Origin of the sequence: Streptomyces sp. NPDC006435, assembly GCF_040612315.1 — a bacterium.
Lineage (GTDB): Bacteria > Actinomycetota > Actinomycetes > Streptomycetales > Streptomycetaceae > Streptomyces.
On record NZ_JBEXPY010000002.1, the window covers coordinates 161,079 to 183,584 of the forward strand.

Sequence of the window (22,506 nt, forward strand, 5' to 3'; positions counted from 1 at the left end):
GCGTCAGCGCCCCTTCGGCAGGCCGAGCAGCCGCTCGGCGACGATGTTCCGCTGGATCTGCGAGGTGCCCGCGGCGATGGTGTACGAGAGCGAGGACAGCCGGTCCAGGACCCATTCCCGGTCCAGGTCCGTGCCGTCCGCGCCGAGCACCTCGGCGGCCGCCTCGTACAGCTCCTGGCGGGCCTGCGAGTAGCGCAGTTTGAAGACCGAGCCGCCGGTGCCCACGGCGCCGCCCCGCCCGGCCTCGCTGACGTTCCACTGGGTGAGCCGCCACAGCGCCCGGAACTCGGCGTTCAGCCGGCCCAGCCGGCGGCGCAGCACCGGGTCGTCCCAGCGGCCGTTGGCCCGTGCCTCGCCGGCCAGGGCGTCCAGGGTGCGGCGGCAGGCGACGACCTCGCCGACGAACGCCGTGCCGCGCTCGAAGGAGAGCGTGACCATGGTGACCCGCCAGCCGTCGTTCTCCGCGCCGACCCGGTCGGCGACCGGCACCCGCACCTCGTCGAGGAACATCTCGGCGAACTCGGTGGAGCCGGCGAGGGTGCGCAGCGGGCGGACGGTGACCCCGGGGGCGTCCATCGGCATCGCGAGCCAGGTGATGCCCCGGTGCCGGGGGGCCGCCGGGTCGGTGCGGACCAGCAGCTCGCACCAGTCGGCGACCTCGGCGTGCGAGGTCCAGATCTTGCTGCCGCTCACCACGTAGTGGTCGCCGTCGCGCACCGCCCGGGTCCGCAGCGCGGCGAGGTCCGAACCGGCGTCGGGCTCGCTGAACCCCTGGCACCAGATCTCGTCGCCGCGCAGCACCGGGGGCAGCCAGCGGGCCCGTTGCTCCGCGGTGCCCTCGGCGGCGATCGTCGGGCCGGCGTGCAGCAGCCCGACGAAGTTCGCGCCGACGTACGGGGCCCCGGCCCGCTCCGTCTCCTCCAGGAAGATCAGGTGCTGGGTCGGGGTGGCGCCCCGGCCGCCCGCGTCGACGGGCCAGTGCAGACCGGCGTACCCGGCGTCGTACAGCATCCGCTGCCAGGCGGTGTCGTACGCGCGGCGCCCCGGCCAGTCGTCGGGGTGCGGCCTCGTCGGCAGCGAGGGGAGCATGGTGGCCAGCCACTCGCGCAGCCGCGCCCGGAACTCCTCCTCCTCCGGCGTGTACGAGAGGTCCATGCCCGCCTACTTGTCCAGGTCCAGGTCGAGCATCCGGATCGCGTTGCCGCGCATCAGCTTGTAGACGGTCTCGTCGTCCAGGCCCTCGACGTGGTCCAGGGCGACCTGCCTGGTGTGCGGGAAGGTCGAGTCGACGTGCGGGTAGTCGGTCTCGAAGGTGGCGTTGTCGCGTCCGACGACGTCGAGCGAGGCGATGCCGTGCTTGTCGCGGAAGAAGCAGCAGAAGATCTGCCGGTAGTAGTACGTGGACGGCGGCTCGGGGATCAGATCGCGCACCCCGCCCCACGCCCGGTGCTCCTCCCAGACGTCGTCGGCGCGTTCCAGGGCGTACGGGATCCAGCCCATCTGGCCCTCGCTGTAGGCGAGCTTCAGCCGGGGGAAGCGCACCAGGACCCCGCTGAACAGGAAGTCCATCATCGAGGCCATGGCGTTGTTGAAGGAGAGGCTGGCCTGCACGGCGGGCGGGGCGTCCGGCGAGGCGGCGGGCATCTGCGAGCTGGACCCGATGTGCATGTTGACGACCGTGCCGGTCTCCTCGCAGACGGCGAAGAACGGGTCCCAGTAGCCGGTGTGGATCGAGGGCAGCCCGAGGTGGGTGGGGATCTCGGAGAAGGTCACCGCCCGCACCCCTCGCGCCGCGTTGCGCCGGATCTCGGCGACGGCCAGGTCGATGTCCCAGAGCGGGATGATGCAGAGCGGGATGAGCCGGCCGCCGCTGTCGCCGCACCACTCCTCGACCATCCAGTCGTTGTAGGCGCGCACGCAGGCGAGCGCCACTTCTTTGTCCTGGGCCTCCGCGAAGGTCTGGCCGCAGAAGCGCGGGAAGGTCGGGAAGCAGAGGCTGGCCTCGACGTGGTTGAGGTCCATGTCCTTCAGCCGCTCGGCCGGGTCCCAGCAGCCGGGCCGCATCTCCGCCCGGGTGATCCCCTCCAGCGTCATGTCGTCGCGGTCGAAGCCGACGGCGGCGATGTTGCGCTTGTACGGGAACTTCAGGTCCTCGTAGATCCACCAGTCGGTGGGCGGCCCGTCCGGGTCCATCGTGATGACGTACTTGCCGCCGGTGTACGCCAGCTCGCCGATGCCCGCGGTGAGCGGCTGCGGACCGCGCTCGCGGTACTTGGCGGGCAGCCAGGTCGAGAAGAGGTGCGGCGGCTCGATCACATGGTCGTCGACGCTGACGATCCGAGGCAGTTCCGTCATGGTGTCCCCTTCGGCGAACGCATTTCTGATGACCCGTCAGATCGATGTCGCACTCAGGCTAGCCCCGCACCCCTGGACCGACAAGGCGCGGCGCTCTACGCTCTCCGCACGATCTGACTACCCGTCAGCATTTGAGAGGGGTCGGCCGTGACCGAGACCGCACACGCCCTGAGCACGTCGGGCACCTTCTGGGAACTCGTCGAACGCCGGGCCGCCCTGACCCCGGACCGCCCGTTCCTGATCCAGGGCGACCGCACGCTGACCTTCGGCGGGCTGCGCGAGCGCGGCGAACGGGTCGCGGCCGGACTGTGGGGGCTGGGCGTGCGCCCCGGCGGCGTGGTGGCCTGGCAGCTGCCGACCCGGATCGAGACGGTGCTGCTGTCCTTCGCGCTGACCCGGATCGGGGCGGTGCAGTCGCCGGTCATCCCCTTCTACCGGGACCGCGAGGTGGGGTTCGCGCTGCGCGAGTCCGAGGCGGAGTTCTTCGCCGTACCGGGCACCTGGCGCGGCTTCGACCACACGGCGATGGCCGACCGCCTGGCGGCGAAAGAGGGGCCGGTGGTGTTCGAGGCGTACGACTCGCTGCCGGACGGCGATCCGTCGGTGCTCCCGCCGCCGCCCGACGACGGCACGGCGGTGCGCTGGATCTACTGGACCTCGGGCACCACCTCCGACCCGAAGGGCGTGCTGCACACCGACCGCAGCCTGATCGCGGGCGGCTCCTGCCTGGCCCACGCGCTGCGGCCGGCGCCGGACGACGTCGGCTCGATGGCCTTCCCGTTCGCCCATGTCGCCGGGCCGGACTACTCGGTGATGCTGCTGCTGTACGGGTTCCCCGCGGTGCTGTTCGAGCACTTCGCCATGCCGGACGCCCTGCCGGAGTACCGGCGGCACGGGGTGACGGTCGCGGGCGGGTCCACCGCGTTCTACTCGATGTTCCTGACCGAGCAGCGCAAGGACCCGGGCGAAAGGCCCGTGCCAACCCTGCGGCTGCTGGCGGGCGGCGGCGCCCCCAAGCCGCCGGAGATCTACCACGCGGTGGTGCGCGAGATGGGCGTCCGGCTCACCCACGGCTACGGCATGACCGAGGTCCCCATGATCACGATGGGCGACCCGGAGGACACCGCGGAACACCTCGCCGAGACGGAGGGCCGCCCGCCGGCCGGCATGGAGATCCGGATCACCGACGAGCACGGCACCCCGCTGCCGCCCGGCACGGACGGCGAGGTGCGGCTGCGCGGGGAGGCCGTCTGCCGGGGCTACCTGGACCCGGGGGCGTCCGCCGCGGCGTTCGACGCGGAGGGCTTCCTGATCACCGGCGACGTCGGCCACCTCCGGGAGAGCGGCCACCTGGTGCTCACCGGCCGGCTGAAGGACATCATCATCCGCAAGGGCGAGAACATCTCCGCCAAGGAGATAGAGGACCTGCTGCACCGGCACCCCGCCGTCGGCGACGCCGCGGTGATCGGCCTGCCCGACCCGGCCCGCGGCGAACTCGTCTGCGCGGTGGTCGAACAGCCCCCCGGCACCCCGCCGCTGACCCTGCCCGAACTCACCGACCACCTGCGGACGGCCGGTCTCGCCGTGCACAAACTGCCCGAACGGCTGGAGGTGGTGACGGAGCTGCCCCGGAACGAGACCCTGCGCAAGGTACTGAAGTACCGCCTGCGGGAACGGTTCGCCTGAGAACCCGCGGCACGGGCGGGAACGGTGCCATCATCTGCGACGGACGACAGCGAAGGAGCCCGATCTCCGTGGCAGATCTCAGAGTCACCTACGACAGCACCGCGAACGCGGCGTACGTGTACTTCACCGAACCGCGGACCCCCGTGCGGTCGGCGCACATGTACGCCTGCGATCCGGTCGACGTCGACGGCATGATCAACCTCGACTTCGACGAACAGGGCCGCCTCCTCGGCATCGAGGTGCTGGCTGCCCGTTCGAAGCTGCCCGAGTACCTGCTCCGGTCCGCGGAACGGCTGGACCCCGGGAACGGGTGAGCGGGGCCGGGCGACGCGCCCGGCCCCGTACCCGAAAGGGCGAAGGCCCTACGCGTCCGGGGCGATCACCGTGAAGTACGCGGCGAAGGCCGCCACCGCGTCCTGCTCCGCGACCCGGCCGTCCCCGTCCGCGTCCAGGCCCCGGGCCGCGAGTTCCGCCGTGCCGTCGCCGGCGCCCAGCACCGCGAGCGCCCGTTCCACGGCGGGCACGGACGCGGAGCCCGTGCCGTCCCCGTCCGCCACGGCGATCGCGGCGCGCAGGAACGGGCGGGCGATCTCCGCGAAGCGCTCCGGGTTGTCGCGCAGCCGCTTCACGGCCCCGCCGACGAACTCCTCGCGGGTGACCCGCTGGTCCCCGTCCACGTCGGCGATGCCCGCCATGCCCTGCCAGAACGCCTCGGCCCCCGTGTAGAGCGCCTGGCCCTTGTCGCAGCGGGCCGTCGTGCCGAACTCGGCTAGCAGCCGGGCCGCGGCGGCGTTGAAATCGGCACGATCGATGTACCCGTTGCCGTCCTGGTCGAAGGCGGCGAAGCGGTGAGCGATCTTGCGCTCGTACTCTGCGCTGTCCATGCGTGGAGCGTACGGTGTCGGCGGGCTCCACGTGTCACCCGCGCGCCCCGTGGTCGTCACGACCCGGTCATCGAACACGGCCGCCCGGCCGGGGACCGCCCGGCGGGACTCAGGCCGAGAGCGGTCGGGCCCGGCCGTCGACGGCGGCGTCCCGGTCGGGGTAGACGTCGAAGAGCCGGCGCACGCCCAGCGCGGCGAGCACCCGGTTGAGGTGGGAACCCTCCTCCGCGCCCCGGTCCGGCAGGATCAGCCGCAGTCGGCCGCCGCAGGAACGCATCAGCCGGCGGGAGGCGATCAGCACGCCGACGCCGCTGGAGTCGCAGAACAGGACCTCGGAGAGGTCGAGCACCACGTCGTGGCGGCCGACGGCGACCGCGTCGTGGACGGACTGCCGCACGACGGGCGACGACACCAGGTCCAGTTCGCCGCGCACCCGCAGCACGGTCCACCCGCCCCGCTCGGTCCCGACGACCTCCAGCGGCTCCCGGGAGTGTTCCTGGGCGGGCCGGGCGGCGTGGGCCGCCACCGGCGCCGGGCGGTTTCCGGTGGGGCGGTGACTCCTCACGTGACGGGGCCTCTCGTTCCGGGGAATTCCGACGATCCGGAAGTTTCCGTTCCTTCTCGCGGGTGCCCCGGTCGTACGCCGATGAAACACCGGGGCGCATCACGGGGCGCAACCGCGTCCAAACAGAAATGATCGTTTCGGACCCGATTCCGGCACCGCAGGGCGACGCATTCCCTACCATCCCGGGCCGCTTCAGGGGCGTACTTGCCGCAAAAAGACGTGCCCGATCGGCGTGTCCGACTACATTCGGTGTGACGAGGGGAACAGGGCTGGGAGTTCGCATGGCGAAAAACGCACCACCCCGCTGGGACCGCAAGATGCAGCAGCGGCTGGCACGCGGTGAGGCGGCGGCCCTCGGCGAGCTCTACGACCGGTTCGCCTCGCTCGTGCACAGCCAGGCCCACCGGATGCTCGACGACGAGACCGCCGCCGACCTGGTGACCCGCGAGGTCTTCGGCTACGTCTGGGAGAACCCGGACGCGTACGACCCGAAGCAGGGCTCGATGCGCTCCTGGGTGGCCCGGCTCACGCACCGCCAGTCCGTGCGGCGGCTGCGCGAGGAGGCCGATCTCCAGGACGGCACGGACGAGGAGATCGAGAAGGACCTGGAGGAGCGGGTGCGCCTGGCCACGGCCGCGGCCCGCGCCGACTACATCGTCTCCTCCATGCCCGCCCCGCTGCGGGCCGCGCTGGAGCTCGCGTACATCCAGCGCAGGGACTACCGGCAGACCGCGTCCGACCTCGGGGTCAGCGAGGACGAGGCCCGCCGCCGGCTGCGGCTCGGGCTGCAGCTGCTCTCCACCGCCCGCGCCCGTCCGCTGGAGGGGATGTCGCCGCCCGGATACGGACAGCCCCTGTGAACGGTGACGAGGCCGACGGCCGTACGGGCGACGACGGCCGCGACGACGAGGTGCGGGGCGCCCGGCGCATACCGGCACCGCGGGGCGCCGCGGACGACCTCGCCCTCGGCACCGTTCCCCCGCCGCCGGTCCCCGGGGCCGTGCGGCCGACTTCCCAGCCGACGACACCGGAACCGGAAACCACCGTGGCACCACCGGACCGATCGGACCCGCCCGCCCCGGTGCCGACGCTTTCGCATCACGTCCTCAAGGCCCTCCTCGGCGCCTGGGCCCTGGCCGCCTGCTCGGCCGAGGAGTCCGATGCCGTCGAGGCGCACCTGACCGAGTGCGCGGCCTGCGCGGACGAGGCCCTGCGGCTGCGCGACGCGGTCGGCCTGCTGCACACCGACCGCAGCCTGGACCTCGATCCGACCCTGCGCAACCGGGTGATCGACTCCTGTCTGACCCGCCGCCCGCCCGGCATCCCGGTGCCGGACTGGGCCGCCCCGTACGACGCGGAGACCGCGCGGCTGGACGCGCTGCTCCGCGACATCGGCGACTCGGAGTGGCACGCCCCGGTGCGCCTGAAGTGGTTCGAGGACGAGCAGCAGGCCCGGCGCCGGACGACGGTCGCGGGCGTCATCGGCCACCTCATGACCGTCGACGGGCTGGTCGCCACCGCCCTCGGCCTCGACGTCCCCCTCGGCGACGGCACCACGGGCCGGGGCGACGACTGGCCGCTGTCGCCCGCCCCGCGCACGGAGAAGTACTGGTCCGCCGCCCGGCTGCCGCCCACCCGCGCCGTCCGCGAGCCGTGGCGCGCCCAGAGCCACGCCCTCATCCGCACGGTGTCCTTCGCCGGCCGCGGGGTCTCCGAACTGTCCGTCTCGTACGGGGACTTCGCCCTGCCGATGCACGACGCCCTGCTGGACCGGGCCTTCGAGTGCTGGGTGCACGGCGGCGACATCGCGGACGCGGTGGACTATCCGTACGAGGCGCCGTCCGCCGTCCATCTCAACCGGATGATCGACCTGGCGGCCCGGCTGATCCCGGCCGCGCTCGCCGGGCGGCGCAGGTCCGGGCTGGCCGGACCGGCCCGCCATCTGGTGACGGCCGGTTCGCCGGGCCGTTCGCTGCATCTGGAGATCGAGGGCTCGGGCGGTGGTGACTGGTACATCCCGCTGGACTCCCCGGCCGCGCTCGGCTCGCCCGAGCACACGGTGGCACAGGTCGCGCTGGACGGGGTGGAGTTCTGCCAGCTGGTCGCCGGGCACGTGCCGCCGGTGGACGCGGCGGCCGGGCAGCAGGGGGACCGCGAGGCAATCCGCGACGTACTGTTCGCCGCGGCCTCGCTGAGCCGGCTGTAGGACCGGCCACCGCGGGGCCGGGTGCCGTGTTTCGGCCGCCGCGGGCCGGGTGCCGCAGGGCCGTCGGGTGCTACGAGAAGATCACCGTGCGGCGGCCGTTGAGCAGGATGCGGCGCTCCGCGTGCCACTTCACCGCCCGCGCCAGCGCCTGGCACTCCACGTCGCGCCCGATGGCCACCAGCTGGTCCGGCGTGACGCCGTGGCCCACCCGCTCGACCTCCTGCTCGATGATCGGGCCCTCGTCGAGGTCGGCGGTCACGTAGTGCGCCGTGGCGCCGATCAGCTTCACCCCTCGGGCGTGCGCCTGGTGGTACGGCTTCGCGCCCTTGAAGCTCGGCAGGAAGGAGTGGTGGATGTTGATGATCCGGCCGCTCAGCTGCTTGCAGAGGTCGTCCGAGAGCACCTGCATGTAGCGGGCGAGGACGACCAGCTCGACGTTCTCCTCGCGGACCAGCTCCAGCAGCTGCGCCTCCGCGGCGGCCTTGGTCTCCCTGGTCACCGGGATGTGCCGGAAGGGGATGTCGTACGAGGCGACGAGCTCCGCGAAGTCCGTGTGGTTGGAGACGACGGCCGCGATGTCGATCGGCAGCGCGCCGATCCGGTACCGGAACAGCAGGTCGTTGAGGCAGTGCCCGAACTTGCTGACCATCAGCACGACCCGCATCCGCTCCGAGGCGCGGTGGATCTGCCACTCCATCCGGAAGGAGTCGCCGATCGCCGCGAAGCTCGCCCGCAGCTTCTCGACGGTCACCGGGCTCTCCGCCGAGAAGTGGACGCGCATGAAGAACAGGCCCGTGTCGTGGTCGCCGAACTGCTGGCTGTCCTCGATGTTGCAGCCGGTCATGAAGAGATAGCTCGACACGGCGTGCACGATGCCCTGCTTGTCGGGGCAGGAGAGGATGAGGACGTACTGGTCCGCAGCGGTGTCGGCAGGCTTGGGCTCGGTCATTCCCGTAGCGTGCCACATCGGCCCGGTGTCAGGCCGATCTGGTCAGAATGCGGAGCACGTCCAGGGAGCGCGGGGGCGTGTCGGGGTCCTCGCCGTCGTTGCCGGCGAGCAGCACATGGGCCTCGCGGGCGGCCCGTACCGCCTCCGGCCAGCCGTGGTGCTCCATGTACGCCGAGACCGGGGCGTCCGCTCCGACCTGGTGCATGATGCGCAGCACCCGGAGCACGGCGACGTCGACGAGGGCGGCCTCGCCGGCGTCGCGGAATATCGTCCCGACGTACTTCTCGGCGGACCAGTTGTCCAGCCAGGTGTCCTCGACCAGGCGGTACACGGCGTCGGTGACGTCGCCGTACCCCTCCCGGCCGGCCAGCCAGCACTCGTGGTGGAAGACGGGGTCGGAGAGCATGTGCAGCGCCGAGCGCACGTTGCTGCGCCAGCGCCACCAAGGCATGTCATTCAGCGGCATGCCGCCCATGGTGGAGGAGCGACGGCCACGACGTGAAGTGTTCTCCGAACCTTGCTGCACGGTCATCGATCGTACGTTCCCTTTTTCGCCTCCCGCACGGACCCCCGCAATTCACCCGGACGTCACCGAGCGTTGACCGGGGCACACTGCGGCGTTACCCGGGGGCGGGAATTGTACGTATCCATGACCGGACGGCGACGCCCCACCTCCCCCCGCCCCTACAAGTTCTTCACGAGTACGGCGGCGGTCGGGGCGTTGCTGGTCACCGGCTGCGGCGTACTCCCTGGGGCCACGGGGGGCTCCAGGGAGCCCGTCACCGTCATGACCTGGGCGCCGTCCGGGGGCGGGCCGGACACGCTCGACATGGCGGGCGTCACCGCCATGGCCCGTACCTACGCCGACTGGGCCAACGGGAACGGCGGGCTGGACGGCCACGAGCTGCGCGTCCTCACCTGCGACGAGAAGGACACCTCGATCGGCGCGGCCAACTGCGCCCGGAAGGCCATCGAGGAGAAGGTCGTGGCAGTCGTCGGCTCGTACAGTCGGCACGGGACGGCCTTCATGGCACCGCTGGAGACCGCCCAGATCCCCTACATCGGCGGATACGGCGCCTCCGACGAGGAGTTCAGCAGCTACAACTCGTACCCCGTCAACGGCGGCCAGGCCGCCCTGCTCGCGGGCAACGCCCGTCAGCTGGGCCGCGACTGCGAGCGGGTGGCCGTGGTGCGCCCCGACACCCTGGGCGGCGACGGCCAGGCCTGGCTGCTCAGGACCGGCCTCACCGAGACCGGCCGGTCCGTGCCCGCCGACGTCAAGGCGCTGGAGTCGGCCACCTCCTACGACGGGGCCGCCGAGTCGGCGCTCCGGGCGGCGGGGACGTCCGGCGGCTGCGTCACGGCCGTGCTCGGGAAGAGCACGGAGACCTTCTTCGACTCCTTCCGGCGGCTGGAACCGTCGTACGGGAAGGTCCGGACCTCCTCCGTGCTCGGCAGCGTCGACCAGCCGCTGATCGACAGCACCGGCGGCCGGAACAGCCCGTTCGAGGGCGCCTACGTCACCGGCTGGTACCCGGACTCGGGCGACGACCGCTGGGACGGGATGCGGAAGGTGATCCGCGAGCACGCCTTCGGCGACAACCGGATCGACCCGGACGACACGGGCGTCCAGACCACGTGGATCGCGTACACGGTGCTGAACGAGATCGTGAAGGCGGCCGACGCCTCGAAGATCACCTCCTGGAAGCTCGCCTCCACCCTCGACCGGGGCACCCCGGTCGGGACCGGCGGCCTCACCCCGGCACTGCGCTGGAACCTGGAGGACATGCTCGGCTCGTCCGCGTACCCGCGGATCGTCAACACCAAGGTGACGTTCCAGGTGGTGCGCGACGGGCGGCTCGTCGCGGACAAGCAGGGCTTCGTGGACGTCGCGAAGACGCTGTCGGACGCGAGCGCCAGGAACTGACTCCCGGGGCGGGCGGCCGTCCGCCGGACGGGCGGGGCGGGCGGGCCGTCCCGCTTCCGCGCCCGGACCGCCCGCCCCGCTCCCCGCCCCGTCGGGGCCGCGCCTCAGAGCTGCGTCGCCGCCCGCTTGGTCAGCCCGTACTTCGACGCGATCGAGTTCCACAGCCCGGCCGCCTCGCGCTTGGCCCGGCTCGCCTCGCCGCTCTGCACGGTGGCCTTCTGCGTCTCGGACGTCGTGCGCGCCTTCCCGTGCTTGCACACCTTCTTGCCGTTCTTGGCCTGCGCGGCCCACGCGGCGTAGTGGTCGTCGGCGGAGGCGGACGCCTGCCACGCCTTGGTGAGGGAGGCGGTCAGCCGGGCGTTGTTCGGCAGCTTGTCGACGCTCAGCTCCTGGAGCCGGGTCACCAGATCGCGGCGCTGCTGGGCGGCGTCCTTGAGATCGGCCACGGCCTGGTCCAGGTCCGTGCAGTTCTTGGTCTTCTCGACCGCCCCGATGACCGCGGCACGGCTGTTGTTGCTGTCGGCCAGCAGCTTGTCGAGCGCCTCGGCCTGCGGCTTCGCCGGATCGGCCTCGGCCTCGGGCGAGGAGGACTGCTGGACGGCGGGCGTGCTCGCCGAGCCGACCGGCTCCTTGCCCTCGTCGCCCTTGTCGTCGCCGCCGCTCAGCAGCGCGCCCGCGCCGAGACCGACGACGGCGCAGCCGGCCACGACCGCCGCGATGAGCGTGACGTGCGCCCGCCTCTTGCGCGGCTGCGGCTCGTACGGGTCCTCGTCCACGGGCCGGTACGGGGGCTGCCGGTCCCCCGCGTACTGGGGGGGCTGGGGCTGCTGGTGAGGCTGGGGCTGATGCTGCTGCGGGTGGTCGGGCAGGGGCATCTGCTGGGTGGAGCCGGCCGGTTCGTCGTTGCGGAACAGGCTGTCGAACTCGGCGGGCGGCTGCCGGTCGCCCGGGGCCCCGGGCCGGATGCCGTACGGGGTGCCCCCGGGAACCGGCGGGATGTACTGGGTCGCCTCGGCGTCGGCGCCCTGGCCGGGCTGCTGTTGCTGGTACTGCTGCTGCGGAGGCTGCTGCTGGGACTGCTGCGGCGGCACCCCGCGGCCGAGGAAGTGGGTGGACTCCGCGGGGCTCTCCGGCGGCAGCCCGCTCGGGGCGGGCCCTGCGGGAACCGGCGCGATGTACTGCGTGGCCGCCTCGTCCCCGCCCGGAACACCACCGGGCACGGCCTCCGGCGGCAGCGGCTGCGCGAACGGCTGCTGGGACTGCTGGGGCTGCTGCTGCATGGGCGGCAGCTGCTGGGAGTGCTGAGGCTGCGGGGGCTGCTGGGCCTGTACGTGCGGCGGCTGTACGTGCGGCGGCTGCGGAGCCTGGGGCTGCGCCTGGGGCATCTGCCCGTACTGCTGCGCGGGCGGCTGCGGCTGCTGTGCGGGCGGCTGCTGTCCGTACCCCGGGGCCGGCTGCTGCCCCGCTCCGTACTGCGCCTGCCCGTACGCCCCCTGCCCCTGCCCGTGCGCCTGCTGCTGAGGCTGCTGGTGGGGCTGGGGCTGGTAGGGCTGGGACTGCTGCTGAGGCTGCTGGGACGAGGCGTCCGGGTGCGCCGCCTGCGGCCCCCAGGGCTGCCCCCACGGCTGGCCGCCCGCCGGGGCCGCCTGGTCCGCCGGCCCCCCTGGTATCCAGGGCTCTCCGCCACCCGCGGGCAGCACGACACCTTCGTGCGCGGGCCGTACAGCAGGGAGCTGCTGCTCGTCACCCTGTCCGCTCTGCGTCACCGGGACTCCTACGTGTGAACCTACGGAATCGTCGGCTCACGCTATCGGGTGGCTGCCGCCGTTCGCCAAGCGCGTGATGTCACTCACCACCCCTTCACAGGATGTGTAACACCCGGCCCTCTTAAGACGCAGTTAAGAAAGCAGCCCCGTATTCCCTGGTCACGGCCCCGATCCCGGACTCCGTACCGGCTCCCCGCCCGGAGCCCGTACCGGAGGGACGCCCACCGGAGGAATACGTACCGGAACCCCGGCCGGCCCCGTCGCCCCCGGCCGGGTCCCCGTCACGCCGCCTGGAGTTCCAGCCGCGCCCCGAACTCCCGTACCGCCGACTCGTCCCCGTACGGGATCAGCCGCTGCTGGAGGTCGTCCAGGTACTCCGCCCCCCGGCTGGAGCGCAGCGAACCCAGCAGCTCCATCGCCCGGGTGCCCGTGTGGCACGCCTGCTCCACCTCGCGCATCTGGACCTGGGCCGTGGCCAGCAGCACCAGGCCGATGCCCCGGCGGCGGGCCCGGGACTCCGGGTGGCCGTCCAGGGACTCCTTCGCCCGGCGCGCCGCCGCCTCCGCCTGGCCGAGGTCGCGGTGGCAGTGCGCCAGCTCGTCCGCCAGATAGGCGTGGTCGAAGTGGGCGATCCAGGCGGGGTCGTCGCCCGAGTCCGGTTCGGCGTGCTCCAGGGCCGTCACCGCCCGGCCCATCACCGCCTGACAGGTGCGGACGTCGCCGAGCAGGGCGTGCCCGCGCGCCTCCGCCGCGTGGAACATCGCCTCCGCCCTCGGCGTCACCCGCCCGCGCGCGCCCTCCTGCGCGGCCCGCGCCAGCTGGGCGATCTCTCTCGGGTTGCCGAGCTGCGCGGCGAGGTGACTCATCGACGCGGCCAGTACATAGCCGCCGTACGCCCGGTCGCCCGCCGCCTGGGCCAGGCGCAGCGCCTGGATGTAGTAGCGCTGGGCGAGCCCCGGCTGGCCCGTGTCGACCGCCATGTACCCGGCGAGTTCGGTGAGCCGGGCGACGGCGGCGAACAGCTGCCGGCCGACCGATTCGCGGTACGCCCCGGAGAGCAGCCCGGACACGACGCTGTTCAGGTAGTGCACCAGGACCGGCCGCACGTGCCCGCTGCCGAACCGGTGGTCGAGGTCGACCAGCGCGGCCGTCATCGCCCGCACCGCCTCCACGTCCGGCATCCCGACCCGGGCACCGGCCGCCCGTGCCACCTGCGGGTCGGCGCCGGTGATCAGCCAGTCCCGGCTGGGTTCGACGAGCGCGGAGGAGGCGACCGCCGAACCGGACAGGAAGTCGCGGCGTCCGACGTCGCTGCGCCACAGCTCGCAGACCTGCTCGATCGCGCCGATCACGGTCGGGGCGAACTGCAGACCGACGCCGGACGCGAGGTTCTTGCCGTTGGCCATGCCGATCTCGTCGATCGTGACCGTCCGGCCGAGCTTGCGGCCGAGCGCCTCGGCGATGATTCCCGGCGCCCTGCCACGAGGTTGCTGCCCCCGCAGCCAACGGGCCACGGAGGTCTTGTCGTACCGCAGGTCGAGCCCGCGCTCCGCACCGACCATGTTGACGCGCCGGGCAAGACCGGCGTTGGAGCATCCGGCTTCCTGAATGAGCGCCTGGAGCCGTTCGTTCGGCTGGCGTGCGACGAGAGGCCTGGCTGCCATGTTTCCCCCTGAGGCCGCAGTGATCATGGGCGGATCACTGCCCGGCGGATACCCGGAAAATGCGCACATTCATCGTGATCGTCAGGTGTGTTGCGTTCCTTGCCATTCATGTCGGCATATGACAAAGGCCGACCGTTCCGGACGCGTTCGCCGGCTGTCCGGCGGTCGCCCGTATGTGGCTACCCACCCGGCCGGTCCCCGCCCGGCACGCGCCCCCGCCCATGCCTCCATGCGCCCCGCCCGGCGGGCCGGTACGCCGGGGACGCGCCGCCGCGCCCGTAACCCCGGGCGCTGGCCACAGTTGTGCTGTGCGTGGACGATCCCATCGCAGTCGAAGAACCCCCCGCCGCGGCCACGAAGGACGTGAAGTCCGCGGAAACCGTGAAAGTGCCCGGTCAGCGGGGCGAGCAACTGCTCGACGCCGCGGTGCGATACGCGGAGGAGCGGCACTGGGACGTGTGCCCGGGCACCTGGCTGGAGGCGGACGGGGGGACCGAGCGGTGCTCCTGCGGCGACGCCGACTGCGCCGCCCCCGGCGCGCACCCCGCCGGACCCGACTGGGCCGGCCAGGCGACCGGGAGCGGAGCCGCCGCCCGCCGGATGTGGTCCCGGCACCCGAAGGCGTCGATCCTGCTGCCCACCGGGCGCGCCTTCGACGCGATCGACGTACCGGAGTCCGCCGGCTTCCTCGCCCTGGCCCGGATGGAGCGGATGGGACTGCCGCTCGGCCCCGTCACCTGCACCCCCGACCGGCGGATGCACTTCTTCGTGCTGCCGGGCGCGGCGGCCAAGTCGGACGGGCTCGTACGGAAGTTGGGCTGGCGGGCCGCCGCCATCGACCTGGTCGGCCGCGGCGACGGCCACTACGTGACGGCGCCGCCGACCCGGGTCGGCGGGCGCGGCGCGGTGCAGTGGGCGCGTCGCCCCACCACCGCCAATCGATGGCTGCCGGAAGCGGAGGAACTCATCAGTCCGCTCGCCTACGCCTGCGCGCGGGAGGTGGCCGACGCCCGGACCCGCCGCCCGTAGGAAGCGTTTTTGCCGCTCTGCCCTCTTTTCCCTAGAACGCCCTTTCGTAGGCTGGTCCCGGAACACGGGGACATCGAAAGGGCAGGGCATCATGCGTGACCACGCGGAAACCGACAGAACGACGGAGGCCGGCGGGGCGGGCGGTACGGGCGGGGCCGGTGCGGCTCCGCCCGCCGTTCGTGTACGGGGGCTGTGGAAGCGGTTCGGGGAACAGACCGCGGTCGCCGGGATCGATCTGGAGCTGCCCGCGGGCAAGTTCATCGGTCTGGTCGGCCCCAACGGGGCGGGCAAGACGACCACGCTGTCGATGGTCACCGGGCTGCTCCGGCCCGACGAGGGGACCGTCGAGATCGGCGGCCACGACGTGTGGCGCGACCCGGTCGAGGTGAAGGCCAGGATCGGCGTCCTCCCGGAGGGGCTGCGGCTCTTCGAGCGCCTCTCGGGCCGCGAACTCCTCGCGTACACCGGACGGTTGCGCGGCCTGCCGGGCGCCGAGGTGGACAAGCGGGCCACCCAGCTGCTCGACGTGCTCGGCCTGGCGGGCGCCCAGCACAAGCTGGTCGTCGACTACTCGACCGGCATGCGCAAGAAGATCGGGCTCGCGGCGGCGCTGCTGCACAACCCCGAAGTGCTCTTCCTGGACGAGCCGTTCGAGGGCGTGGACCCGGTGTCGGCGCAGACCATCCGTGAAGTGCTGGTGCGCTACACCCGCTCGGGGGCGACCGTCGTCTTCTCCAGCCACGTGATGGAGCTCGTCGAGTCCCTCTGCGACTGGGTGGCCGTCATGGCGGCCGGCCGCATCCGGGCCCAGGGCACCCTGGCCGAGGTGCGCGGCGAGGCGTCCTCGCTGCAGAACGCCTTCCTCGAACTCGTCGGCGCCGGCTCCCGCGCCGCCGACGACTCCCTCGACTGGCTGGGCGGCGACCGATGAGCGTGCTCGACGCCCCCGCGGGCACCGCTCCCCGCCGGGCCGCGGGCGAGGGCCTGGTCCCCGTCTTCGTCCGGCTCAAGCTGGCCCTGCTGCGCAACGGGCTGCGGCAGTCGGCCGGCCGGCGGGCCGCGTACATCGCGTCCGTCGTCTTCGCCCTGCTGATCGCCGCGAGCCAGCTGATCGGGCTGATCATGCTGCGCGGGCACGACCACGTCGCCTCCGTCGTCGTCCTGACGGCCGGGCTGCTGGCGATCGGCTGGGCCGTGATGCCGCTGTTCTTCCTCAGCGGCGACGAGACCCTCGACCCGAGCCGTCTGGTGATGCTGCCGCTGCGCCCGCGCCCGCTGGTCTCGGCGCTGCTGGTGGCCTCGCTGGTCGGGATCGGCCCGCTGTTCACGCTCTGCCTGGTGGTCGGTTCGGTGTTCGCGGTGGCGTACGGCGCGGCCGGGGCCGTGTTCGCCGTGGTCGGTGCGCCGCTCGCGCTGCTGCTGTGCGTGACGCTGGCCCGGACGGTGGCCGCGGCCAACACCCGGCTGCTGACCTCGCGCAAGGGCCGCGACCTGGCGGTGCTCAGCGGTCTGGTGATCGCCGTGGGCTTCCAGGTCGTCAACTTCGGTGCGCAGCAGCTCGGCCGGGCCGGTGGCCTGGCCGCGCTCGACCCGGTCGCCGAAGTGGTGCGCTGGCTGCCGCCCGCCTCCGCGATCGGGGCGGTGGACTCGGCGTCGCGGGGCTCGTACGGGCAGGCCGTCGGGCAGCTGCTGCTGTCCGCGGCGGCCCTGCTCGTACTGCTGTGGCTGTGGCAGCGGAGCCTGACGAAGCTGATGACGGCCCCGGACGGTTCGACCCTGGCCGCTGCCGACACCTCCCGCGAGAAGGCCGGCAAGAAGGGCTCCCGGCTCTCCGCGCTGCTGCCCCCGGGACGCACGGGCCCGGTGATGGAGCGCAGCCTGCGGTACATCACGCGCGACCCGAAGACCAAGGCGGCCTGGGTCACGTCGCTGGCGGTCGGGCTGATCGTCCCGCTGTTCAACGCGCTCCAGGGCAATGGCTCGGTCTACTTCGCCTGCTTCGCCGCCGGGATGCTCGGCATCCAGATGTACAACCAGTTCGGGCAGGACACCTCCGCGTTCTGGATGGTCCTGCTGACGATCTCCTCCACCCGGGATGCCTACCTCGAACTGCGGGCGCGGGCACTGGCGTTGCTGCTGATCACCCTGCCGTACACGGTCCTGGTGATGGTGCTGACCGCGGCGGTGCTCGGCGACTGGGGCGCGCTGCCGGAGGCCCTGGGCCTGTCGCTCGCCCTGCTCGGCGGGATGCTGGCGACGGGCGCGGTGGCGTCGGCGGTCTTCCCGTACTCGATCCCGCAGGAGGGGTTCAAGAACGTGGCGCCGGGCCAGGGCGGCCTCGCCTGGATCTCCGTCTTCGGCGGCATGCTCTCGGCGGGACTGCTCTGCGCGCCCCTGATCGCGGCGCTGATCTGGCTGCACGTCGCAGACCACCAGCAGTGGCTGTGGGTGCTGCTGCCCGTGGGCGCCGCGTACGGGGCGCTGATCTCCTGGGCGGGACTGCGGGTCGCCGCCCCGCGCACGGCGGAACGGCTCCCGGAGATCCTGACGGCGGTCAGCAAGGGCTGACACGGCCCCGCCGACCCGTGACGGACCACCGCGGTCCCGTGGTGGTCCGTCACGACATGGCGCCCGCCACGGGACCGCCCGTCACGGGATGCCCCGCCACGGGACCGCCCGTCACGGAATGGCGGGCTCCAGGTCGCCCCGGGGGTCCTCGGCGAACTGCTCCAGGAAGGGCTCGACCGCCGCGCGCCATCCCTCGGGCTGGTCGTAGTGGACGAGATGACCGGCGTCGGCCACCTCCGCGTACTGCCCGCGCGGCAGCACGCGGACCATCTCCTGGGCCTCCGCCCGGCCCAGTTCGCCGTCGAGGCCGCGGAGCACCAGGGTCGGGCACCGCACCTGGGCCAGCTCCTCCCAGTGCGCGTCGAACACCCACGTCGCGCGGGACTGGAGCATCTGGCGGCGGGAGAAGACGGGCCGCCAGCCGTCCGCCCGCTCGGCCATCACCTCGGCGAAGAACTCGCCCCGGGCCGGATTGGGCCGCTCCACCCGGGGATCGTCCTCGCCGAACCACTTCCGCACGTCGGAGAGCGTCGCGAACGGCACCGGCCAGGACCGGAACCAGTCCTCCCACTCCCGCTGCGAGGCCGCACCGAGCGCGGAGGCCCGCATGTCGCAGATGACCAGGGCCTTGACCAGGTCGGGGCGCTTCGCGGCGAGCTGCCAGGCCGTCAGCGCCCCCATCGAGTGCCCGACGAGGGTCACCGGGGCGAGGTCGAGCTGTTCGATCGCCGCCTCCGCGTCGGCGACGTACGCGTCACGGGTGTACGGGCCGTCGGCCGGCTTCTCGCTGCGGCCGTGCCCGCGCTGGTCGAGGCCGACGGCCCGGTGCCGCTCGGCGAGCCAGCGGGCGGTCGAGGCCCAGTGCGCGGCCCGGCCCATCAAGCCGTGGAGCAATAAGACCCCGGGAACGCGCTCGCCCTCCGCGCGCTCCTTGGGCGGATCGGCGAACTCCCAGGCCGCGAGGCGTACGCCGTCGGTCCCGGTCACATCGATGCGCCGCACCATATGTCCTGGCACCTCCTTCAGGTCCTCGATCACCGCTTGATCACTGCTCGATCGCCACGTGGTCGCGCCACGCCAGACTATCGAACTTGTATTCGAAAACCGGGGCCCGGCACCCAACACCCCTCGTTCGAGTGACCGGTTCCAAGGATTGATGCCCTCGACGGAGGGGAGATCTTCTCCGGGAGGCGGGCCACTCGGGGATGAGGGCCCGTAGGGACCGACCTCGAGAGCTCGGGGCTCCAGGTCGAAGCAGGGGAGGACAGGCCCCGGCGCCGCGCGGCGCCGGGGCCCTCCGCTGTCGGGAGACCGCCCGCCGTCACGACGGGCCGGGAAGCGATGGGGCGGGAAGTGGCAGGGAGGGGCGCGCGGGCAGCGGCGCGCACGGCGCGCGTACCTGCGCACGAGCCCTGGAGACGAGCGCCCGACTCATGGACGGCCGACTCACGGACGGCCGGTTCCGGGGCGTCCGGCCCGGGAACGGCACGGAGCGGGACGACCACCTTGCGATGCGCGTGCCGGACATGCCGGACACGCCAGTACGACGGGCGCATGCACCTGCTCCCTCCCCGACCGCGCGGCCCATCGGCCGACACTCTCAGGTATGCCTCAGCCACAGCCTGGCACGCGATCCGTCCGGGCGCTGCTGTTCCGCACGGAAAAAAGAAAGCGGATACCGTCCCTCGGCGCCACGGCCGCGTTCCGGCCGCGGCGCCTCGTCGACGGGATGAACGGGAGATACGCGAAGTACGGGAGGTACCAGGAGGTACCGGAGGTACAGGAAGTACGGACCGGCCGTCAGCGCTTGGCCACGAACACGTGCGAGGCGATCTCGGCGTCCAGCTCCGCCGCCTCACCGCTGCTGCCGACCAGCACACCGCCCGGCGACTGGGTCACGCTGACCACGGAACCGGGCTGCACGCCCGCCCGCCGCAGCGTGTACATCAGCTGGGCGTCCGTCTGGATCGGCTCACCGATCCGGCGCACGACCACCGTCTTGCCGTCGGCGCCCGGGTCCAGCTCCGACAGGCTCACCATGCTCTCGTCGAGGAACGGGTCGGCCTCCGCCTTCTCGCCCAGCTCCTCCAGGCCCGGGATCGGGTTCCCGTACGGGGACTCCGTGGGGTGCCGCAGCAGCTCCAGCACCCGCCGCTCCACCGCCTCGCTCATCACGTGCTCCCAGCGGCACGCCTCGGCGTGGACCTGCTCCCACTCCAGGCCGATCACATCGACGAGCAGGCACTCGGCGAGCCGGTGCTTGCGCATGACACGGGTCGCGAGGCGTCGGCCCTCGCCGGTCAGCTCCAGGTGCCGGTCGCCCGCGACCTGCACCAGGCCGTCGCGCTCCATGCGCGCCACCGTCTGGCTGACCGTCGGACCGCTCTGGTCCAGCCGTTCCGCGATCCGGGCGCGCATGGGGACCACGCCTTCCTCTTCGAGTTCGAGGATGGTGCGGAGATACATCTCCGTGGTGTCGATCAGTCCGGACATACGTGCCCCTCGATGCTGTGACATGAAAACGTCATAAGCGCTGTGCGCTGGCCCTCCTCCAATTCTGACGCATACCGCCGACAACCGTGCCCGCCCGTCGAAGACCGCCGCCACGGGACCGGGCGGACGGTATTGACAGGCCACTGGTCCAGACCGCAACGTGATCCGCGACATGGACACCCCATGAACGTCTCCCTGCCGGAAAGGGCCTCCTCGATGAGCGACAGCAAGCTGGCCGGTCAGTTCTTCGACGCAGCGATCGGCCTGCTCGGGCGTGTGCGCGACGAGGAGTCCGGCAACATCGCGGCCGCCGGTGCCGCGATCGCCGACACCGTCGAGGCGGGCGGCCGGCTCTTCGCCTTCGGCGCCGGGCACTCCTCGCTCGCCGCGCAGGACGTCGTCTACCGGGCGGGCGGGCTCGCCCTGATGAACCTGCTGGCCGTGCCCGGAACGGTCGGCGTCGACGTCATGCCCGCCACCCTCGGCTCCGCGCTGGAGCGGGTCGACGGACTGGCGAGCGCCGTACTGGACTCCAGCCCCGCCAGGGCCGGCGACGTCCTCGTGATCATCTCGCTCTCCGGACGCAACGCGCTCCCGGTGGAGATGGCGCTGAACGCCCGCGCGCTCGGCCTCAAGGTCATCGGCGTCACGTCCGTGGCGTACGCGGACGGCACCCGCTCCCGGCACGGTTCGGGCGGCTTCCTGCGGGACCACTGCGACATCGTGCTCGACAGCAAGATCTCGATCGGCGACGCGGAGCTGACCCTCGACGGGATCGAGGCACCGTTCGCGCCCGCGTCGACGGTGGTCACCAGCGCGGTGATGCAGGCGATGATGGCCGCCGCCGCGGAGCAGCTCGCACAGCGGGGCGTCGAACCGCCGCTGCTGCGGTCCGGCAATGTGGACGGCGGCCACGAGTGGAACGGCCGCGTGATGACGGAGTACCGGGACCGCATCTTCTACCACCAGTAACCAGGCCCCGGGGCCACCGCCCGGCACCGGGTCCGCCGCCCGACGACGGCGGGCCCGCCGGGGCCCGCCGCTCCCTCATCCCCCCGGCTTCAGCACCTGCGCCAGGTCCACCGCCGCCGCGACCCGTACCGCCACGCTCTCCGCGTACGCCGCGTCGGGGCGTTCGAAGGCGGCACGGTGACCGGACCGCAGGAACGTCACCACCCCCAGGGTCCGCCCCCGGCTCCGCAGCACCGCGCACAGCGCGTGCGCGGCGTCCCCGGGCCACTGCCGCTCGGCCGCCCACTCCCCGGCCCCCGCCCCGCTCCCCGCGCTGGCCCGCACCGACCCCGTACGGTCCACCGCCCGGAGGGCCGGGTGCCCCGTCGCGTACCGCAGCGGAAGGGAACCGGCCGCCACCGGCAGGCACGGCCCCGGCTCACCGGACGGGGTCGCCGCCACCCGCACCAGCCGCTCCCCCACCACCAGGTCGACCAGCGCGTGGTCCGCGAAGCCCGCGAGCGCGTAGTCCAGGTAGGAGGTGGCCGCCTCCATCGGGTCCTCGCACTCGGACGCCGACCGCGAGGCCCGGTGCAACTGGTTCGACCGGAACCGCGTCCGGTCCGCCTCCTGCGCCGCCAGTCGCTCCGCCGTCACGTCCTGGAACAGCCAGCCGACCCCCAGCGGGACCGGCTCCTCGGCCAGCGGCGACGTCAGCCGGAGGAAACCGCTGCGCCAGCAGCGCCGCCGCTCCCCCTCCGCCGTCCGCAACGTCACCCACAACTCGGCGGGCGCCGGTGGCGCGCCCTCGGCCAGCACGTGCTGCAACGCGCCCTCCACCTCCTCGACGCCCCGCACGACGACCTCCCCCAGCGGACGCCCCAGCAGTGCCGCCCGGCCGACGCCCAGGGCCCGCGCCGCGTGCGCGTTGACGACCGCGGGACGCAGATCGGCGTCGACGAGGACCACACCCCAGGACGCGTCCTCCAGCAGCGCCTCGCTCAGCGCGATCGACCGCTCCAGATCGATCTGCGCGTGCACCTCGCTGAACGCGCAGTACACCCCGGCCGGCCGGCCGTCGGCGCCCCGCACCCCGGCCGACTGGGTCCGCACGAGCACCCGGCCGCCGTCCTTGCGCAGCAGCGCGAACTCGTGGACCCGGCGGCCCGGCCCGTCCATGGCCGCCATCAACCGCCCCTGAACCTCCCCCGCGTCCGCCCGCCGCACCGCCCACCCGGCGAACCCGGAACGCCCCACGGCCTCCGCGGCGGACCAGCCGAGAATCCGCTCGGCCTCGCGGTTCCAGTGGGTGATGGTGCCGCCCGCGTCGAACGCGCAGAGCGCGGCGTCCATCCCGTCCAGCAACGCCGCGAGCAACTCGGCCCCGGGCCCGCCCCCCGACCCCTCGTCAGGCACCGGCGCCTCGGCCGTTCCACTGCTCGTGGACGCACTCACCCCGTACC

At 72.9% G+C, this 22,506-nt stretch carries 20 protein-coding genes; 9 read left to right on the top strand and 11 right to left on the bottom strand.

Annotation, left to right across the window (positions count from 1 at the left end; genetic code table 11):
* Nucleotides 1-3 precede the first annotated feature (3 nt).
* Complete coding sequence (locus ABZZ04_RS02930; RefSeq protein ID WP_356930410.1) at nucleotides 4-1,155, bottom strand: acyl-CoA dehydrogenase; 1,152 nt, start codon at nucleotides 1,153-1,155, stop codon at nucleotides 4-6.
* A 6-nt stretch (nucleotides 1,156-1,161) separates the two neighbouring features.
* Nucleotides 1,162-2,355: an amidohydrolase family protein gene (locus ABZZ04_RS02935; RefSeq protein WP_356930411.1), complete on the bottom strand. Its 1,194-nt coding sequence runs from the start codon at nucleotides 2,353-2,355 to the stop codon at nucleotides 1,162-1,164.
* 147 nt (nucleotides 2,356-2,502) lie between these two features.
* On the opposite strand from ABZZ04_RS02935, the gene ABZZ04_RS02940 reads away from it, so the two are divergent.
* Nucleotides 2,503-4,041, top strand: coding sequence for an AMP-binding protein (locus tag ABZZ04_RS02940; RefSeq protein WP_356930412.1), 1,539 nt, complete (start codon nucleotides 2,503-2,505; stop codon nucleotides 4,039-4,041).
* Nucleotides 4,042-4,109: 68 nt separating this feature from the next.
* On the top strand, nucleotides 4,110-4,355 hold the full coding sequence (locus ABZZ04_RS02945; protein WP_356930413.1) for a DUF2283 domain-containing protein: 246 nt from the start codon (nucleotides 4,110-4,112) through the stop codon (nucleotides 4,353-4,355).
* A 48-nt stretch (nucleotides 4,356-4,403) separates the two neighbouring features.
* Here ABZZ04_RS02945 and ABZZ04_RS02950 read toward each other — a convergent pair whose 3' ends face one another.
* Together ABZZ04_RS02950 and ABZZ04_RS02955 are read right to left on the bottom strand one after the other, a co-directional pair.
* The gene (locus ABZZ04_RS02950; protein WP_356930414.1) at nucleotides 4,404-4,925 is read right to left on the bottom strand and encodes an EF-hand domain-containing protein; all 522 of its coding nucleotides are present in this window, start codon (nucleotides 4,923-4,925) and stop codon (nucleotides 4,404-4,406) included.
* A 109-nt stretch (nucleotides 4,926-5,034) separates the two neighbouring features.
* Nucleotides 5,035-5,403: an STAS domain-containing protein gene (locus tag ABZZ04_RS02955; RefSeq protein ID WP_356930651.1), complete on the bottom strand. Its 369-nt coding sequence runs from the start codon at nucleotides 5,401-5,403 to the stop codon at nucleotides 5,035-5,037.
* 368 nt (nucleotides 5,404-5,771) lie between these two features.
* Here ABZZ04_RS02955 and ABZZ04_RS02960 point away from each other — a divergent pair, with 368 nt between their 5' ends.
* Nucleotides 5,772-6,350, top strand: coding sequence for a sigma-70 family RNA polymerase sigma factor (locus tag ABZZ04_RS02960; protein WP_356930415.1), 579 nt, complete (start codon nucleotides 5,772-5,774; stop codon nucleotides 6,348-6,350).
* Nucleotides 6,347-7,696: a zf-HC2 domain-containing protein gene (locus ABZZ04_RS02965; protein WP_356930416.1), complete on the top strand. Its 1,350-nt coding sequence runs from the start codon at nucleotides 6,347-6,349 to the stop codon at nucleotides 7,694-7,696. The genes ABZZ04_RS02960 and ABZZ04_RS02965 overlap by 4 nt, the downstream gene beginning before the upstream one ends.
* A 70-nt stretch (nucleotides 7,697-7,766) precedes the next feature.
* Here ABZZ04_RS02965 and purU read toward each other — a convergent pair whose 3' ends face one another.
* Both purU and ABZZ04_RS02975 read right to left on the bottom strand, forming a co-directional pair.
* A complete protein-coding gene (gene purU, locus ABZZ04_RS02970; RefSeq protein ID WP_356930417.1) occupies nucleotides 7,767-8,645 on the bottom strand; it encodes a formyltetrahydrofolate deformylase in 879 nt (292 codons plus the stop codon).
* A 28-nt stretch (nucleotides 8,646-8,673) separates the two neighbouring features.
* A complete protein-coding gene (locus ABZZ04_RS02975; RefSeq protein ID WP_148837315.1) occupies nucleotides 8,674-9,120 on the bottom strand; it encodes a hypothetical protein in 447 nt (148 codons plus the stop codon).
* 174 nt (nucleotides 9,121-9,294) lie between these two features.
* On the opposite strand from ABZZ04_RS02975, the gene ABZZ04_RS02980 reads away from it, so the two are divergent.
* The gene (locus ABZZ04_RS02980; RefSeq protein ID WP_356930418.1) at nucleotides 9,295-10,572 is read left to right on the top strand and encodes an ABC transporter substrate-binding protein; all 1,278 of its coding nucleotides are present in this window, start codon (nucleotides 9,295-9,297) and stop codon (nucleotides 10,570-10,572) included.
* A gap of 104 nt (nucleotides 10,573-10,676) precedes the next feature.
* On the opposite strand, the gene ABZZ04_RS02985 is transcribed toward ABZZ04_RS02980, so the two are convergent.
* On the bottom strand, nucleotides 10,677-12,338 hold the full coding sequence (locus ABZZ04_RS02985) for a hypothetical protein (protein WP_356930419.1): 1,662 nt from the start codon (nucleotides 12,336-12,338) through the stop codon (nucleotides 10,677-10,679).
* A gap of 281 nt (nucleotides 12,339-12,619) precedes the next feature.
* Nucleotides 12,620-14,002: a transcriptional regulator gene (locus tag ABZZ04_RS02990; protein ID WP_356930420.1), complete on the bottom strand. Its 1,383-nt coding sequence runs from the start codon at nucleotides 14,000-14,002 to the stop codon at nucleotides 12,620-12,622.
* Between the two features lie 363 nt (nucleotides 14,003-14,365).
* Here ABZZ04_RS02990 and ABZZ04_RS02995 point away from each other — a divergent pair, with 363 nt between their 5' ends.
* The 3 genes from ABZZ04_RS02995 to ABZZ04_RS03005 all read left to right on the top strand — a co-directional run bounded on the left by ABZZ04_RS02995 (nucleotide 14,366) and on the right by ABZZ04_RS03005 (nucleotide 17,599).
* Nucleotides 14,366-15,031 (top strand): bifunctional DNA primase/polymerase, encoded by a 666-nt coding sequence (locus ABZZ04_RS02995; protein ID WP_356930652.1) that lies wholly within the window; start codon nucleotides 14,366-14,368, stop codon nucleotides 15,029-15,031.
* A gap of 91 nt (nucleotides 15,032-15,122) precedes the next feature.
* Complete coding sequence (locus ABZZ04_RS03000) at nucleotides 15,123-15,962, top strand: ABC transporter ATP-binding protein (protein WP_356930421.1); 840 nt, start codon at nucleotides 15,123-15,125, stop codon at nucleotides 15,960-15,962.
* On the top strand, nucleotides 15,959-17,599 hold the full coding sequence (locus ABZZ04_RS03005) for a transporter (protein ID WP_356930422.1): 1,641 nt from the start codon (nucleotides 15,959-15,961) through the stop codon (nucleotides 17,597-17,599). Before ABZZ04_RS03000 ends, ABZZ04_RS03005 begins: the two co-directional genes overlap by 4 nt.
* Nucleotides 17,600-17,710: 111 nt before the next feature.
* Here ABZZ04_RS03005 and ABZZ04_RS03010 read toward each other — a convergent pair whose 3' ends face one another.
* Together ABZZ04_RS03010 and ABZZ04_RS03015 are read right to left on the bottom strand one after the other, a co-directional pair.
* Nucleotides 17,711-18,604, bottom strand: coding sequence for an alpha/beta hydrolase (locus ABZZ04_RS03010; RefSeq protein WP_356930423.1), 894 nt, complete (start codon nucleotides 18,602-18,604; stop codon nucleotides 17,711-17,713).
* A gap of 795 nt (nucleotides 18,605-19,399) precedes the next feature.
* Nucleotides 19,400-20,092, bottom strand: a complete 693-nt coding sequence (locus ABZZ04_RS03015) for a metal-dependent transcriptional regulator (protein ID WP_356930424.1) — start codon at nucleotides 20,090-20,092, stop codon at nucleotides 19,400-19,402.
* A 216-nt stretch (nucleotides 20,093-20,308) separates the two neighbouring features.
* Here ABZZ04_RS03015 and ABZZ04_RS03020 point away from each other — a divergent pair, with 216 nt between their 5' ends.
* Complete coding sequence (locus ABZZ04_RS03020) at nucleotides 20,309-21,064, top strand: SIS domain-containing protein (protein WP_356930653.1); 756 nt, start codon at nucleotides 20,309-20,311, stop codon at nucleotides 21,062-21,064.
* Nucleotides 21,065-21,139: 75 nt separating this feature from the next.
* On the opposite strand, the gene ABZZ04_RS03025 is transcribed toward ABZZ04_RS03020, so the two are convergent.
* A complete protein-coding gene (locus ABZZ04_RS03025) occupies nucleotides 21,140-22,498 on the bottom strand; it encodes a PAS domain-containing protein (protein ID WP_356930425.1) in 1,359 nt (452 codons plus the stop codon).
* Nucleotides 22,499-22,506: the final 8 nt, after the last annotated feature.

Excerpts from the sequence above, each read along its gene's own strand:
- ABZZ04_RS02960 (WP_356930415.1), top strand. The coding sequence starts at position 5,772 with ATGGCGAAAAACGCACCACCCCGCTGGGACCGCAAGATGCAGCAGCGG.
- ABZZ04_RS03015 (WP_356930424.1), bottom strand. The coding sequence starts at position 20,092 with ATGTCCGGACTGATCGACACCACGGAGATGTATCTCCGCACCATCCTC.
- ABZZ04_RS03020 (WP_356930653.1), top strand. The coding sequence starts at position 20,309 with ATGAGCGACAGCAAGCTGGCCGGTCAGTTCTTCGACGCAGCGATCGGC.
- ABZZ04_RS02935 (WP_356930411.1), bottom strand. The coding sequence starts at position 2,355 with ATGACGGAACTGCCTCGGATCGTCAGCGTCGACGACCATGTGATCGAG.
- ABZZ04_RS02975 (WP_148837315.1), bottom strand. The coding sequence starts at position 9,120 with ATGGGCGGCATGCCGCTGAATGACATGCCTTGGTGGCGCTGGCGCAGC.
- ABZZ04_RS03005 (WP_356930422.1), top strand. The coding sequence starts at position 15,959 with ATGAGCGTGCTCGACGCCCCCGCGGGCACCGCTCCCCGCCGGGCCGCG.
- ABZZ04_RS02950 (WP_356930414.1), bottom strand. The coding sequence starts at position 4,925 with ATGGACAGCGCAGAGTACGAGCGCAAGATCGCTCACCGCTTCGCCGCC.
- ABZZ04_RS02930 (WP_356930410.1), bottom strand. The coding sequence starts at position 1,155 with ATGGACCTCTCGTACACGCCGGAGGAGGAGGAGTTCCGGGCGCGGCTG.
- ABZZ04_RS03010 (WP_356930423.1), bottom strand. The coding sequence starts at position 18,604 with ATGGTGCGGCGCATCGATGTGACCGGGACCGACGGCGTACGCCTCGCG.
- ABZZ04_RS03000 (WP_356930421.1), top strand. The coding sequence starts at position 15,123 with ATGCGTGACCACGCGGAAACCGACAGAACGACGGAGGCCGGCGGGGCG.
- ABZZ04_RS02980 (WP_356930418.1), top strand. The coding sequence starts at position 9,295 with ATGACCGGACGGCGACGCCCCACCTCCCCCCGCCCCTACAAGTTCTTC.
- purU (WP_356930417.1), bottom strand. The coding sequence starts at position 8,645 with ATGACCGAGCCCAAGCCTGCCGACACCGCTGCGGACCAGTACGTCCTC.
- ABZZ04_RS02990 (WP_356930420.1), bottom strand. The coding sequence starts at position 14,002 with ATGGCAGCCAGGCCTCTCGTCGCACGCCAGCCGAACGAACGGCTCCAG.